Origin of the sequence: Streptomyces ambofaciens ATCC 23877, from assembly GCF_001267885.1 — a bacterium.
Classification (GTDB): domain Bacteria; phylum Actinomycetota; class Actinomycetes; order Streptomycetales; family Streptomycetaceae; genus Streptomyces; species Streptomyces ambofaciens.
In genome coordinates this window covers 1,780,218-1,793,677 of record NZ_CP012382.1, presented here as the reverse complement: position 1 = coordinate 1,793,677, position 13,460 = coordinate 1,780,218, and the positions used below count along the sequence as shown (strand labels likewise).

Annotated in this window: 13 protein-coding genes and 1 tRNA gene; 7 read left to right on the top strand and 7 right to left on the bottom strand. The window is 72.7% G+C overall.

Annotation, left to right across the window (positions count from 1 at the left end):
* Positions 1 to 66: 66 nt before the first annotated feature.
* Positions 67 to 1,464, bottom strand: coding sequence for a GntT/GntP/DsdX family permease (locus SAM23877_RS08085; RefSeq protein WP_053128369.1), 1,398 nt, complete (start codon positions 1,462 to 1,464; stop codon positions 67 to 69).
* Between the two features lie 85 nt (positions 1,465 to 1,549).
* Positions 1,550 to 2,077 (bottom strand): gluconokinase, encoded by a 528-nt coding sequence (locus tag SAM23877_RS08080; protein WP_079030081.1) that lies wholly within the window; start codon positions 2,075 to 2,077, stop codon positions 1,550 to 1,552.
* A 137-nt stretch (positions 2,078 to 2,214) separates the two neighbouring features.
* Here SAM23877_RS08080 and SAM23877_RS08075 point away from each other — a divergent pair, with 137 nt between their 5' ends.
* The gene (locus SAM23877_RS08075; RefSeq protein ID WP_053128367.1) at positions 2,215 to 2,916 is read left to right on the top strand and encodes a FadR/GntR family transcriptional regulator; all 702 of its coding nucleotides are present in this window, start codon (positions 2,215 to 2,217) and stop codon (positions 2,914 to 2,916) included.
* 16 nt (positions 2,917 to 2,932) lie between these two features.
* Here SAM23877_RS08075 and SAM23877_RS08070 read toward each other — a convergent pair whose 3' ends face one another.
* Entirely contained in the window at positions 2,933 to 3,307 is a 375-nt protein-coding gene (locus tag SAM23877_RS08070) for a YchJ family protein (protein ID WP_079030658.1), read from the bottom strand.
* Positions 3,308 to 3,377: 70 nt separating this feature from the next.
* A tRNA-Leu gene (locus SAM23877_RS08065) sits at positions 3,378 to 3,465 on the bottom strand.
* A 173-nt stretch (positions 3,466 to 3,638) separates the two neighbouring features.
* Between SAM23877_RS08065 and SAM23877_RS08060 the strand changes: the two genes are divergently transcribed.
* The 3 genes from SAM23877_RS08060 (at position 3,639) to SAM23877_RS08050 (ending at position 6,426) form a co-directional block, all read left to right on the top strand.
* Positions 3,639 to 4,964 (top strand): M20/M25/M40 family metallo-hydrolase, encoded by a 1,326-nt coding sequence (locus SAM23877_RS08060; RefSeq protein WP_053128363.1) that lies wholly within the window; start codon positions 3,639 to 3,641, stop codon positions 4,962 to 4,964.
* 218 nt (positions 4,965 to 5,182) lie between these two features.
* Positions 5,183 to 5,416 carry a chaplin ChpH gene (chpH, locus tag SAM23877_RS08055; RefSeq protein ID WP_053128361.1) on the top strand — a complete coding sequence of 78 codons (234 nt, stop codon included), beginning with the start codon at positions 5,183 to 5,185 and terminating at the stop codon, positions 5,414 to 5,416.
* A gap of 248 nt (positions 5,417 to 5,664) precedes the next feature.
* A complete protein-coding gene (locus SAM23877_RS08050) occupies positions 5,665 to 6,426 on the top strand; it encodes a chaplin (RefSeq protein WP_053128360.1) in 762 nt (253 codons plus the stop codon).
* 71 nt (positions 6,427 to 6,497) lie between these two features.
* On the opposite strand, the gene SAM23877_RS08045 is transcribed toward SAM23877_RS08050, so the two are convergent.
* Positions 6,498 to 6,686, bottom strand: coding sequence for a DUF5703 family protein (locus SAM23877_RS08045; protein WP_027758838.1), 189 nt, complete (start codon positions 6,684 to 6,686; stop codon positions 6,498 to 6,500).
* 47 nt (positions 6,687 to 6,733) lie between these two features.
* Between SAM23877_RS08045 and SAM23877_RS08040 the strand changes: the two genes are divergently transcribed.
* The gene (locus tag SAM23877_RS08040; protein ID WP_053128358.1) at positions 6,734 to 7,507 is read left to right on the top strand and encodes a hypothetical protein; all 774 of its coding nucleotides are present in this window, start codon (positions 6,734 to 6,736) and stop codon (positions 7,505 to 7,507) included.
* Between the two features lie 246 nt (positions 7,508 to 7,753).
* On the opposite strand, the gene SAM23877_RS08035 is transcribed toward SAM23877_RS08040, so the two are convergent.
* Both SAM23877_RS08035 and SAM23877_RS08030 read right to left on the bottom strand, forming a co-directional pair.
* Positions 7,754 to 10,252, bottom strand: coding sequence for a helix-hairpin-helix domain-containing protein (locus SAM23877_RS08035; protein ID WP_053128356.1), 2,499 nt, complete (start codon positions 10,250 to 10,252; stop codon positions 7,754 to 7,756).
* Positions 10,249 to 11,235 carry an aldo/keto reductase gene (locus tag SAM23877_RS08030; protein ID WP_053128354.1) on the bottom strand — a complete coding sequence of 329 codons (987 nt, stop codon included), beginning with the start codon at positions 11,233 to 11,235 and terminating at the stop codon, positions 10,249 to 10,251. Before SAM23877_RS08030 ends, SAM23877_RS08035 begins: the two co-directional genes overlap by 4 nt.
* Before the next feature lie 111 nt (positions 11,236 to 11,346).
* On the opposite strand from SAM23877_RS08030, the gene SAM23877_RS08025 reads away from it, so the two are divergent.
* A complete protein-coding gene (locus tag SAM23877_RS08025) occupies positions 11,347 to 12,402 on the top strand; it encodes an LLM class F420-dependent oxidoreductase (protein ID WP_053128352.1) in 1,056 nt (351 codons plus the stop codon).
* A gap of 263 nt (positions 12,403 to 12,665) precedes the next feature.
* Entirely contained in the window at positions 12,666 to 13,454 is a 789-nt protein-coding gene (locus SAM23877_RS08020; protein ID WP_053128351.1) for a hypothetical protein, read from the top strand.
* Positions 13,455 to 13,460 lie beyond the last annotated feature (6 nt).

The following is a 13,460-nucleotide window of genomic DNA, read 5'->3' as shown; positions in this document are numbered from 1 at the left end:
GGACCCCCCCGCCGGTACCGCTGCCTCGCGCGGCGGCTCGGTGTCGCCGCGCTCCTGCGTGCTCGGTTAGATGACCAGGGACAACAGCAGGACCAGGGCACCGGCGACCACCGAGATGATCGTCTCCATGACGGACCAGGTCTTGATGGTCTGGCCGACGTTCAGGCCGAAGTACTCCTTCACCAGCCAGAAGCCGGCGTCGTTGACATGGCTGAAGAAGAGCGAGCCGGCGCCGATGGCCAGGACCAGCAGGGCCGCGTGGGTCGTCGACATGTCGGCCGCCAGCGGTGCGACCAGGCCGGCCGCCGAGACGGTCGCCACGGTCGCCGAACCGGTCGCCAGCCGGATCGCCACCGCGATCAGCCAGGCCAGCAGCAGCGCCGGGATGGACCAGTCCTCGGAGATCTCCAGAATCATCCGGCCGACGCCGGAGTCGATCAGCGTCTGCTTGAAGCCGCCGCCCGCGCCGACGATCAGCAGGATGCCCGCGATCGGCGCGAGGCCCTTCTCGACCAGGCCCGACAGACGGTCCTTGCCGAACCCGGCCGGGCGCAGCAGCGTGAAGATGCCGACGATCACGGCGGCGAGCAGGGCGACCAGCGGGTTGCCGATCACGTCGAAGGTGCGCTGCACCAGGGCCTCCGGGTCGTCGACGATGATGTCGACGAGCGCCTTGGCCAGCATCAGCACGACCGGCAGCAGGATGGTCGCCAGGGTGGCGCCGAAGCCGGGGCGCTTCTCCAGTTCCTCCGAGGCGCGCTGCGGGATCATGCGGTCGGGGGCCGGGACGTCCACCCAGCGGGCCGCGTACTTCGAGAACACCGGCCCGGCGATGATCACCGTCGGGATGGCGACCAGGACGCCCAGCGCCAGGGTCACACCGAGGTTGGCGCCCAGCGCGTCGATCGCGACCAGCGGACCGGGGTGCGGCGGGACCAGACCGTGCATGACGGACAGACCGGCCAGGGCCGGGATGCCGATGCGCATCAGGGAGTAGTTGCCGCGCTTGGCGACCATCAGGACGACCGGGATCAGCAGGACTATGCCGACCTCGAAGAACAACGGCAGTCCGATGACGGAGGCGATGAGCACCATCGTCCACGGCATCGAACGCGGGCTCGCCTTGGCGAGGATGGTGTCCACGATCTGGTCGGCGCCGCCGGAGTCGGCGAGCATCTTGCCGAGGATCGCGCCGAGGGCGATCAGTACGCCGACGCCCGCGACGGTGGAGCCCAGCCCGGCGGTGAAGCTGGTGATGACCTTGTCCAGCGGGGCCCCGGCGAACGCGCCGAGCGCCAGCGACCCGATGGTCAGCGACAGGAAGGCATGCAGCTTGAACTTGGTGATGAGCAGGACGATGACGGCGATGCCCAGGAGCACGGCGATGCCCAGCTGGGCGTGGCCGGCCGAGGTGATGGGCTCGACGGTGTCCGCTGCCAGCATCTCGACGCTGAGTCTGGTCACGGTGGTTCCCTTGCGGTGATGGGGGTTCGGGGGACTGAGGGGCCGGGCCCGCCGGTGGCGGCACGACCCCGCACAGGGGTGGGGGTTACTGGACCGGCTCGGGAAGGTCCGTCAGGGCGGTCGCCGCCCGTTCGGTGATCTCCTCGGGGGAGCCGGCGACGTCCACCGCGACCCCCGCCTCGTCCGGCTCCAGCGGCTGGAGCGTGGCGAACTGGGAGTCGAGCAGGGCCGTCGGCATGAAGTGCCCCTGCCGGTGCGACATCCGGTCCTCGATCAGCTCCCGGCTGCCCGTGAGGTGGACGAAGACGACACCGGGAGCGGCGGCCCGCAACCGGTCGCGGTAGGACCGCTTCAGCGCCGAACTGCTCACCACCCCACCGAGCCCCGCCCGCCCGTGCGCCCAGCCGCCGATGGCGTCCAGCCAGGGCCACCGGTCCTCGTCGGTGAGCGGGGTGCCGGCCGTCATCTTGGCGATGTTGGCCGGCGGATGGAAGTCGTCGCCCTCGGCGTAGGGAACGCCGAGCCGGGCCGCGAGCAGGGGGCCGATGGTGGTCTTCCCGGTACCCGCTACGCCCATGACCACGACGACATGGGGGGTGTGCAGTCGCTGCATCGCACTCTCGCTGTCTGCTGTCTTCGTCGACACGTGATGTCGACGCAACTGAAACCCATTAGGTACGACAAATTCAAGAGCGTGTGACATATAAGTCTGACTTTTTGTTCCCGTGATCCGACCCGTACGCTGAGTGCATGAGCACACCGGGCCGGGGGCTGCACGGCCGCGTACTGGACACCCTCGGCCCCGCGATCACAGCGGGCGAATACCCTGCGGGCAGCGTTCTGCGCACCGACGAGCTGGCCCAGCGTTTCGAGGTGTCGCGCTCGGTGATGCGCGAGGCGGTCCGGGTGCTGGAGTCCATGCACCTCGTGGAGTCGCGCCGCCGCGTGGGCGTGACCGTCCTGCCGGAATGCGAGTGGAACGTCTACGACCCGCAGGTCATCCGCTGGCGCCTGGCCGGCTCCGAGCGCCCGCGGCAGCTGCGCTCCCTGACCGTGCTGCGCTCGGCGGTCGAACCGGTGGCGGCGGGACTCGCGGCCCGCCTGGCCACGCCCGAGCAGTGCGCCGAGCTGACCGAGTGCGCGCTCGGCATGGTCGCCAACTCGAGCGGCCACCGGCTGGAGCAGTACCTCTTCCACGACGTGGCCTTCCACCGCGTCATCCTGACCGCCTCCGGCAACGAGATGTTCGCCCGTCTCGGCGGCGTCGTCGCCGAGGTCCTGGCGGGCCGCACCCACCACGACGTGATGTTCGAGGACCCCGACCCGGCCGCCGTCACCCTGCACGTCCAGGTCGCCGAGGCGGTGCGCGCCCGGGACGCGGAGCGTGCGGAGCGGCTGACCCGGGAGATCACGGTGGGGGCGCTCCAGGAGCTGGACATCCTGGCGCCGTGAAGCCTGCCGGGCGGAGCTACGCCAGGAACGCGCCGTCGACGTACGCCCACGCCCCGTCGACGCGCTCGAACCGGCTCCGCTCGTGCAGTGAGCCGCCGCGGTAGGAGGCGCGGAAGGTCACGGTGCCGGTGGTGTGGAAGGCGGACCCGTCGGTCGAGCCGAGGATCTCCAGTCCGGTCCACCGCGTGCCCGGGTCGAGGTCGAGCCGCTCCGGCCGTGTCCGCGGATGCCACGTCCGCAGCAGGTAGCCCGCGTCCAGTCGGACGAAGGCGCTGTAGCGCGAGCGCATCAGGGCCTCGGCGGTCGGCGCGGAGGCGGCGCCCGAGTGGAAGCGGCCGCAGCACTTCTCGTACGGACCGGACAGCCCGCACGGGCAGGAAGGGGTGGTCATGGCGGCCATTGTGCCCGGTCGCGGCCGGAGACCGAACAGCAGAAGACCCCTGGTGAACAGGGGTCTTCAGTGGTGTCCGAGGGGGGACTTGAACCCCCACGCCCGATAAAGGGCACTAGCACCTCAAGCTAGCGCGTCTGCCATTCCGCCACCCGGACAAGGTGTCTGTCGCGCGGGGTCTTGCCCTTGGCGACGACGTAAACATTACCAGGCTTTCCGGGGTGGCCGATCACCCCCTCCTTGGGCCCGGGCGGTCCAGGGAGGAGGATGAGGGAGACCCACCGGCAGGGAAACCAGCAGGGACACCAGCAGTGACAGCGGGAGGAACCACGTGAGCGACTCGGGCACGGCCAGGAGCGTCACCGGCGAGGACGAGGTCGTCGACCTCTGCCGCGAGCTGATCCGGATCGACACCAGCAACTACGGGGACCACTCGGGTCCGGGCGAGCGCAAGGCGGCCGAATGGGTCGCCGAGAAGCTCGCCGAGGTGGGACTCGAACCGCAGATCTTCGAGTCCCACCCCGGACGCGCGTCCACGGTGGCCCGGATCGAGGGCGAGGACCCGTCCAGGCCCGCGCTGCTCATCCACGGCCACACCGACGTCGTCCCGGCCAACGCGGACGACTGGACCCACCACCCCTTCTCCGGCGAGATCGCGGACGGGTGCGTCTGGGGCCGCGGCGCGGTCGACATGAAGGACATGGACGCGATGACCCTCGCGGTCGTCCGCGACCGGCTGCGCAGCGGGCGCAGGCCGCCGCGCGACATCGTCCTGGCGTTCCTCGCGGACGAGGAGGCCGGCGGGACGTACGGCGCCCGTCACCTCGTCGACAAGCACCCCGGCCTCTTCGAAGGCGTCACCGAGGCGATCAGCGAGGTGGGCGGCTTCTCCTTCACCGTGAGCGAGCAGCGCCGCCTCTATCTGATCCAGACGGCCGAGAAGGGCATGCACTGGATGAAGCTGACCGTGGCCGGCACCGCCGGGCACGGGTCGATGATCCACCGCGACAACGCCATCACCGAGCTGTCGGAGGCCGTCGCACGCCTCGGCCGCCACACCTTCCCCATCCGGGTCACCAAGACCACCCGGGCCTTCCTCGACGAACTGGGCGACGCGCTCGGCACCGAGCTGGACCCGGAGAACATGGAGGGAACCCTCGCCAAGCTCGGCGGCATCGCCAAGCTCATCGGCGCGACCCTGAGCAACACCGCCAACCCGACCCAGCTGGGCGCGGGTTACAAGGTCAACGTCATTCCCGGCGAGGCCACCGCGCACGTCGACGGCCGGTTCCTGCCCGGCCACGAGGAGGAGTTCCTCGCCGACCTCGACCGGATCCTCGGCCCCAAGGTGCGGCGCGAGGACGTGCACGCCGACAAGGCCGTCGAGACCACGTTCGACGGTGCGCTGGTCGACGCGATGCAGTCCGCGCTGGTGGCCGAGGACCCGGCCGCGAAGGCGATCCCGTACATGCTCTCCGGCGGCACGGACGCGAAGTCCTTCGACGACCTCGGTATCCGGGGCTTCGGCTTCGCGCCGCTCAAGCTGCCGCCGGAGCTGGACTTCGCGGGCATGTTCCACGGTGTGGACGAGCGGGTGCCGGTGGAGGGACTGCGGTTCGGCGTGCGGGTGCTCGACCGTTTCATCGACGCGTCCTGAACCGCCCGAGATTCGACGCGTCCTGAACCGCCCGAGGATTCGACGCGTCCCGAAGCGCCCGAAGAAACGCGATTTCCGCACACGGTGCTATTCGCTCGCGTGTGCGGGAGGCGCCCGGGACGGGTGAATGCGCTCATAAGCTCGTAGCCTCATTACTCCCTCCTCGTTACAAGTGATGCGATCAGCAACCTGGATCGCTTTGCCAACTAGGAGGAATAATGTTCAAGAAGGTCGTCGCCGCCGCGGCTGCCACCGGTGGTCTGGTTCTCGCGGGCGCCGGCATGGCCGTCGCCGACTCCGGTGCTCAGGGTGCCGCTGTGCACTCGCCCGGTGTCCTCTCCGGCAACGTCGTTCAGGTGCCCGTTCACGTGCCGGTGAACGTCTGCGGCAACACGATCTCCGTGATCGGTCTGCTGAACCCCGCCTTCGGCAACGTCTGCATCAACAAGTGACGTTGTGCCTCACCCCATGAGGGTCTGAGTCCGCCGGCCCCGGAGTGCGCGCCACGCGCTCCGGGGCCGACGGCCTTTGCGGCCTTCATGGGCGTGGGAGCGACGGCACCGTCGGAATTCCCGGCATTCTCGGGCTACGGAACTTCTGCGGCACGGGACTTCTGCACGACGGGACTTCCGCTTCACTGGACTTCCGTTTCACGAGACTTCTCGTACCACGGGACTAGGGCAAGGCAGGGATTCAGGAAATGCGACAGGTCACCCGCAAGGGCCTGATGACGATGGCGGCGGCCACCGGCGTGATCGCCGCCGCGGGCGGCACCGCCCACGCGGACTCGGGCGCGCACGGATCGAGTTCGGGGTCGCCCGGCGTGCTCTCCGGCAACACGGTGCAGGCGCCGGTGCACGTGCCGGTGAACGTCTGCGGCAACACGGTCGACGTCGTCGGCGTCCTCAACCCGGCGATGGGCAACTCGTGCGCCAACCAGGGCGGCGGTCCGTCCGGCGGGTACGGCGACTCCGGGGACCGGGGCGGTTCGCACGCGGGCGGGCACGCCACCGACTCACCCGGCGTCGGCTCCGGCAACCACGTCGAGGCGCCGGTGCACGTGCCGGTGAACGTCTGCGGCAACAGCGTCGACGTCGTCGGCGTCCTCAACCCGACCACCGGCAACGACTGCCGCAACGGGGGTGGCGGGGATCACTCGACGCCGCCCGGCGGCGGCCACGAGACGCCCCCCGGAGGGCCGGGTGACCCCGGTGACCCCGGTGACCCCGGCAATCCCGGCGACCCCGGTACACCGGGCACCCCGCCCGGAACGGACGGCGAGACGCCGGGCGGTTCCTCCGACGGCAACCAGCCGGGCGCCCAGAGCGTCGCCCAGCCCCGGGGTGACGCGCGGCTCGCCGAGACCGGCAGCGACCTGCCCCTGGGCCTCGCCCTCCCGGTCGGTGCGGGTGCGCTGCTCGCGGGCACGGTGCTCTATCGCAAGGCGCGCGCCTCGGCGTGACGCGGGCAGGAGGAGCGGCACGTGAAGCGGGCCCCGCACCAGCGGGGCCCGCTCCGTTTCGGTCACCGGCCTCACCAGGTGGCGCGTACCTGGCGGATGATCCGCCGCCGCAACCGCACCCGGCGGCTGCCGTCGCGCAGCAGGCTCAGGCGGTAGAGCTCCCAGTGTCCGTACTCGGCGTGGTCCGTCAGCAGACGCGTCGTCTCCTTGCGGGAGACCCCGCGCGGGACGTACACGTCGACAAATTCGTATTCCGGCATCGCATCTATTGTGCGGGTTGGGGTCCGGTACGGATAGCGTCTGCACTATGTCTGATGCTGCGCAGCCCACCGCTGCCGAGGTACGCGCCGCCGCCGAGGCGGTCAAGACCGCGCTCGACCGCCACCTGGCCGCGGTCGAACGCCGGTCGGGGGAGGACGACCCGGCCGTCTACGACGCGTTCAACCAGCTGGCCGCGGCCGCGGAGGCGTACGACGAACTGCTCTACGACCGTTACGACGAGGTCACTCCCTTCGAGATCCCCGACGCGGACGACTCGATGCCGCCGTACACGGGCCCCGAGGAGCCGAACGCGCTGAGCGTCCTGATCCGCCGTGACTACGCGGTGGCCGAGCCGCAGCGGCTGATGGCCCAGGCCCGGCGGATCGAGGCGGCGGACGACGACGGCGTGGGGGTGGCGGCCTCGGGCACGGTGCACGGGGCGCTCGGTCTCCTGTTCGGCGAGTTCGAGCCGGACGAGATCGCCTCCCGGCACAAGGAGTTCGGCCTGGAGGAAGGCGACTCCACGCTCTGGGTGACGGCCTCGGAGGAGACCCCCGACCCCGGCGAGTGGCTGGAGGCCCCGTTCGAACAGGTCGACGCGCAGCACGTGGTCTGCCGCTTCGACGTCAGCGCGGTGTTCGACGAGGAGTTCGACGACGACATGGACGACGGCGTCGAGGAGGAGGACGCCGACGGCGACGCCGACCTGGAGGACCTGGAGGAGGACCTCGACCTGGACGAGGATCTGGACCCGGACGAGGACCTGGAGCACCGCCGGGGCCGGGACGGCGGACCGGCGCGGCTGGAGTCGGACCGCTGAACGGCGCGAGCCGCTACGAGGTAGGCCGGGCGGCATGACGGCATGACGGCATGACGGCGGCGGTCGCGGGGAGAGCCCCGTGGCCGCCGCCGTCGCGTTCGTCCGGGCCTCGGTGAGGTGCTAGGGGGTGGGCGGGCACGCCGGCGGTGGCCGACGGAGGGCGGGCGAAGGGCCGTCCGGTGGCGGCTCGGGACGGTGAGGCGCCGGGGGAGTGGCCGGGGGGTGGCCGGGCATCCGCCCGGACGCTCAGTCGGCCACCGGGACCTGCGGCGCCAGCAGTACCGGCAGCCGGGTCGTGCGCGGCTTCGCGACCACCTCGGAGACCGCCCGCGGCAGCGCCTGCTCCACACCGTGCACCACGGACAGATGACGGGCGGCCCGGCCGAACGCCGTGTAGACCCAGGGACGGCTGAGGGCCTGCGCGGCGTCTCCCGGCAGGACCACGACCACGGCCGGCCACCGGCCGCCCATCGCCTGGTGAGCGGTGAGCGCCCATCCGTGCCGTACGGACTGCTCCACCCGCTCCTTCGGTACGACGACGGTCTCGCCGGCGCAGGACAGGTGCAGCCCGTCGGCGTCCGCCCGCACCACCCGGCCCGGCAGCGTACGGCCGGGCACGGGGGAGTAGGCGACGCGGTCGCCGGGGTCGAAACCGCCGAAGCGGCCGGGGCCCGGGTTCAGCCGCTGCTTCAGTGCCGTGTTGAGCGCCCGGGTGCCCGCCGCGCCGCCGTGGCCCGGTGTGATCACCTGGGTCTCCTCGGCGGGAACGCCGATCGCGCGGGGCACCGAGTCGGCCACGAGCTGGACGGTGCGGTGGACCGCCTCGCCGGCGTCGCGCACCGGCACGATCACGACCTCCTTGCCGGGCGCCTCCACCTGGCCCAGCTCGCCGATCCCGATGCCGGAGACCAGCTCGCCGAGTGGGCCGGGGTCCGGGCGCCGCGAGGCGACGCGGGGGCAGATCTGCGCCGCCAGCAGGTCCGCGAAGACCCGCCCGGGGCCCACCGAGCCCAGCACCGCCGGGTCACCCGCCAGCACCAGCCGGGCTCCGTCCGGCAGCGACTCCGCCAGCAGGGCGCCCGCCTCGACGTCGAGCTGCGGCGCGTCGAGCACGACGAGCAGGTCGAGGTCCAGCGCGCCGTCCGCGTCCCGCCCCGGCCCCTCGGCCCCGGTCAGCAGCCCGTTCAGGGTGACGACGGTCCGGGCGTCCACGGCGGAACCGATCGGGACGGAGCCCTCAGGGGCGGCGGGGTCCGGTGCGGGGGAGGCCGGTGCGAGGGAGGCCTGGGAGCGCGGCTCGGCCGACCGGTCGGCCGACAGGGCGGCGAAGCGGTCCCGGCCGAGCGGCCCGGGCGCTGCTGCCCAGGCACGCAGGCCCAGGGCGTGTGCGGCGCGCAGCAGGGCGGCCGGTTCGGCCAGGGAGGCCTCCCCGCCGGTGTGCAGGACCAGCCCGTGGCCCGCGACGGCTCGGATCAGGTCGGCGGCGGAGCCCGGCGCGCCGGCGGCGGCCCGCTCCCAGTCGGCCGCGGAACCGTCCTGCTTCGGGGTCGAGTTGACCAGCCGGGCCAGGCCGTCGGCCAGGCTCTCCTCGGCGAGCGCGTAGCGCTCCAGACCGATCAGGACCCGGACCGGGAGATCCTCACCCTCGTCCGTCCCGTCCGTCCTGTCGGTCCCGTCCGCCGCTTCCGCCTGATCCGTCCGGCCCGGCGTGGGCTGGGGGTGGGTGCCGGTCTGCTCCAGGGCGTCCTGGAAGGCGAGCGCCTCACCCTCGGCGAGCGTGCTCTGCACGGCGGCGTCGGGGTCGGGTACGCCCCGCTGGGCCAATGTCGTCGTGAGCCGCGGCAGCTCCAGGGCCGTGTGCCCGGCCAGCGCCGCCTGCTCCAGCAACCACACGGTGACCGCGCGGCCGCGCCGCTCGTCGTCCGGGCGGCACTCCGCGCCGAGCAGGGCCCGGGCGAACCCGTCGGCCTGCTCCGGCCGGACCCCGCCGACCCTGAGCAACTGCCAGGGGTCCGCGCGCAGCGCCTCCTCCGCCGCCTCACCGAGGAGCGCGGTCGTCTGCGGGGCGAGCGCCTCGGGGGCGCCGCCCTCGGCCAGGACGCGCCGGACGGCCTCGACGGCCTCCGGTGCCGGCCCCGCAGGCCCGGCGGCGGGCTCGGCCGGGGCCGGCCGCGGTCGCCGCACCGGCTCCTCGGCGGGCCGACGCGGCGCGGGGGCGGCGTCGTCGAAGACCGTGGCCTGCGGCTTCTCGCCGCTCTCCACGGCGCGCACGGCGGCCAGCAGGTCGGCCGCCGTGCCGCTGAGCTTGCCCCCGGCGGCGATCGTCCCCTGCCGTTCGGCCTTGCGCCGCTCGATCCGCTCCCGCTCCAGCCGCTGCGCGGCCAGCTCGGCCTCGGCCTCGGAGATCCGAGCCGCTCCGCCGGCATCGTCAGCGCGCGCACCGTCCGGCTCTCCGACGGCCCCCTCGCCCCCGGGACCGTCGGCTGCCGGGCCGGTCGTCTCCCCGTCCGCCTCGGCGCCCGGGCCGCCCGAGCCCCCGTCACCCGTCGCCGTCGGCCCGGCGGCTTCCGTGCCGGCGGCTACCGGCTCCCCGGCGGCCTCCGGCTCCCCGGCGGCCCCCTCGGCCCGGCCGTCGGCCGTTGCCCCGCCCTCCGCGGCCGCCCCGGTCGTGGCGCCCGGGGCTCCCGGCCCGGCGTCCACGGCTTCCGCGGTGTCCTCAGAGGCGGACTCGGGCTCCGTGCTCACAGCGTGCTCCAGTCGTGATCGGGATAGCGGTGCACCGGCGCCGACACGTCGTCCAGCGCCCGGCAGATCTCGTCAGGAAGACTAAGGGTCTCCACTGACAACGCCGCCGTGAGCTGCCGCGCGTTGCGCGCGCCGACGATCGGCGCGACCACGCCGGGCCGGTCCCGGACCCAGGCCAGTGCCACCTGGAGCGGCGTCACCGCGAGCCCGTCCGCCGCCGTCGCCACCGCGTCCACGATGTGACCGGCCGCCTCGTCGAGGTAGGGCGCGACGAACGGGGCCAGATGCTCCGAGGCACCCCGCGAGTCCGGAGGCGTCGCGTCCTTGCGGTACTTGCCGGTGAGAACCCCGCGGCCCAGCGGAGAGGAGGGCAGCAGGCCGATGCCCAGGTCCAGGGCGGCCGGCAACACCTCGCGCTCGATGCCCCGCTGGAGCAGCGAGTACTCCAGCTGCGTGCTCGCCAGCCGGTTGCGCACGCCCGGCGCCGCCAGCTGCCAGGTCGCCGCCTTGGCCAGCTGCCAGCCGCAGAAGTTCGAGACCCCCGCGTACCGGGCCCGGCCGCTGCTCACCGCCACGTCGAGGGCGTGCAGCGTCTCCTCCAGCGGGGTGTCCGGATCGAAGGCGTGCAGATGCCACACGTCGACGTGGTCCGTGCCGAGACGGGCCAGCGAGGCGTCCAGCGCGGAGAGCAGGTGCGCACGCGAACCGTCGAAGCGGCGGTCGGGGTCCGGCACGCTGCCCGCCTTGGTCGAGATCACCAGGTCCCGGCGCGGCACGAGGCCCTCCATCAGCCGGCCGAGCAGGTACTCGGCCTCCCCGTCGCCGTACACGTCCGCCGTGTCGACGAGGGTCCCGCCCGCCTCCCAGAAGGTCTTCAAGAGGTCGGCCGTGTCATGCTCGTCGGTGTCCCGGCCCCAGGTCAGGGTGCCGAGACCGATACGGGACACGCGCAGGCCCGTGCGGCCGAGATGCCTCTGCTCCATGGACGGCGACATTACTGGCCACGGCTTGCGCTGTGGGGGCCTGTGGACAACCGAATTCCCGCGCTAAGGTCGGGCGCACACAACGTTACTGATCGGTAAGGGGAATCGGCCATGCAGCTCGGGATCAACCTCGGCTACTGGGGTGCCGGAATGGACGCGGACAACCTGGCCGTCGCCCAGGAGGCCGACCGGCTCGGCTACGGCGTCTGCTGGGCCGCCGAGGCCTACGGCTCCGACGCGGCCACCGTGCTCACCTGGGTCGCCGCCCAGACCGAGCGCATCGACGTGGGCTCGGCCATCTTCCAGATCCCGGCCCGCCAGCCCGCGATGACCGCGATGACGGCCGCCACCCTGGACTCCCTCTCCCAGGGCCGGTTCCGCCTCGGCCTCGGTGTCTCCGGCCCCCAGGTCTCCGAGGGCTGGTACGGCGTCACGTTCGACAAGCCGCTCGCCCGCACCCGCGAGTACGTGGAGATCGTGCGCAAGGCCATGACCCGCGAGCGCCTGTCGTACGAGGGGCAGCACTGGACGCTGCCGCTGCCGGGCGGCCCCGGCAAGCCGATCAAGCTGACCGTGCACCCGCAGCGCGAGCACATCCCGCTGTACATCGCGGCGATCGGCCCGAAGAACCTGGAGCAGACCGGCGAGATCGCCGACGGCGCCCTGTTGATCTTCCCGTCCGCCGACCACCTGGAGGACACCGCGATCCGGCACCTGCGCGCCGGACGCGAGAAGGCCGGGAAGACCCTCGACGGGTTCGACGTCTGCCCGACCGTGCCGCTCGCCCTCGGCGACGACAAGGACGTCACCGCCCTCGCCGACACCTTCCGTCCGTACACCGCGCTCTACGTCGGCGGCATGGGCAGCCGCAAGCAGAACTTCTACAACCAGCTCGCCCAGCGCATGGGCTACGAGCGGGAGGCCGCCGAGATCCAGGACAAGTACCTGTCCGGCGACAAGCAGGGGGCCGCCGCGGCCGTACCGCACGACCTGATCGACCAGACGACGCTGCTCGGCTCCGTGGACCGCATCGCGGACCGGATGAAGGCCTACGCCGCCGCCGGTGTCACCACGCTGACCCTGGCGCCCGCGGGCTTCACCCTGGACGAGCGGATCGCCTCGCTCCGCGCCGGTACGGAGGCCCTGGAGCGCGCCGGGCTGGCCTAGCCCGCGATCCGGGTCCACCGGAGGGGCCCCGGGGCCCGCTGTGGATTTCCGCGGCCGTGGTGGGGGCTCGGGGGTCTTCCCCGCCACGGCCGTCACGAGGATCAACGCGCCCACACGCGTGTGGTTACGCCTTCTCCCGCCCCCGGCCGTCCCTCGTTCGGCGCAGTCGTCCGCCGCAGCTGTTGCCGCGCCCCGCCACCCGCACTTGACTCGTGCTCTGCGGAGTCCGCGGAACCGCGGCAGCGGCAGGAGAGGGGCCACCGATGCTTTCGGCCAGGAGTCTGTTCCAGGAGATCCTCGACAACGACGAGTCGTTCCGTCTCTTCTGCTCGATCGCGGCCAGCGGCGAGTCGCAGGGCGGCTGGGAGAACGCGCGCATCGCCGAGCTGGTGCCCGAAAGCGAGCGTGCCCTCGCCCCCAAGATCACCCGGCACGGCGCCGACGAGGACAAGCACGGCCGGATCTTCGGCGCCCTGCTGAAGAAGCGCGGCCTGGAGCCCGTCGAGGTGCCCCCCGAGACCGACTACACCATGCTCCTGGAGCGGCACGGCATCGGCCTCGCCCACGACAAGCTCAAGGCCGACCGGCCGCTCACGGTGCGGGACGTCATCACCTACCTCGCGCACAGCAGGGTCACCGAGCAGCGCGCGGCCGAGCAGATGGCGATGCTCCTGAAGTACTTCGGGGACCACCCGGACCTGGGCCGCGCCGTCCGGATGATCTCGGCCGACGAGGACAACCACCTCGCCTACTCCCACGAGGAACTGCTGCGCTACGCCGCCGCCGGACACGGCCGGTACATCCAGCGGACGCTGCGCGAGTGCGCGCTCGCGGAGATCCGCGTCCACCGGGACGTCAGCCTCGCGGTGATGGCCCGCATGGGCCGCGTCCTCGGGTGGCCGCGCTCCCGGTCCGCGGTGCTCGCGGCGGGCATCCACGCCGTGTACGCGTACGAGCGGCTGGTCGGCTGGCGCCGCATGGTGACGCTGCGCACACCCGCACGCCGCGACGCGCTCGGCGGGCCCGCGACCGCGGCCCCGGAGGTCGCCTGAGGGGCC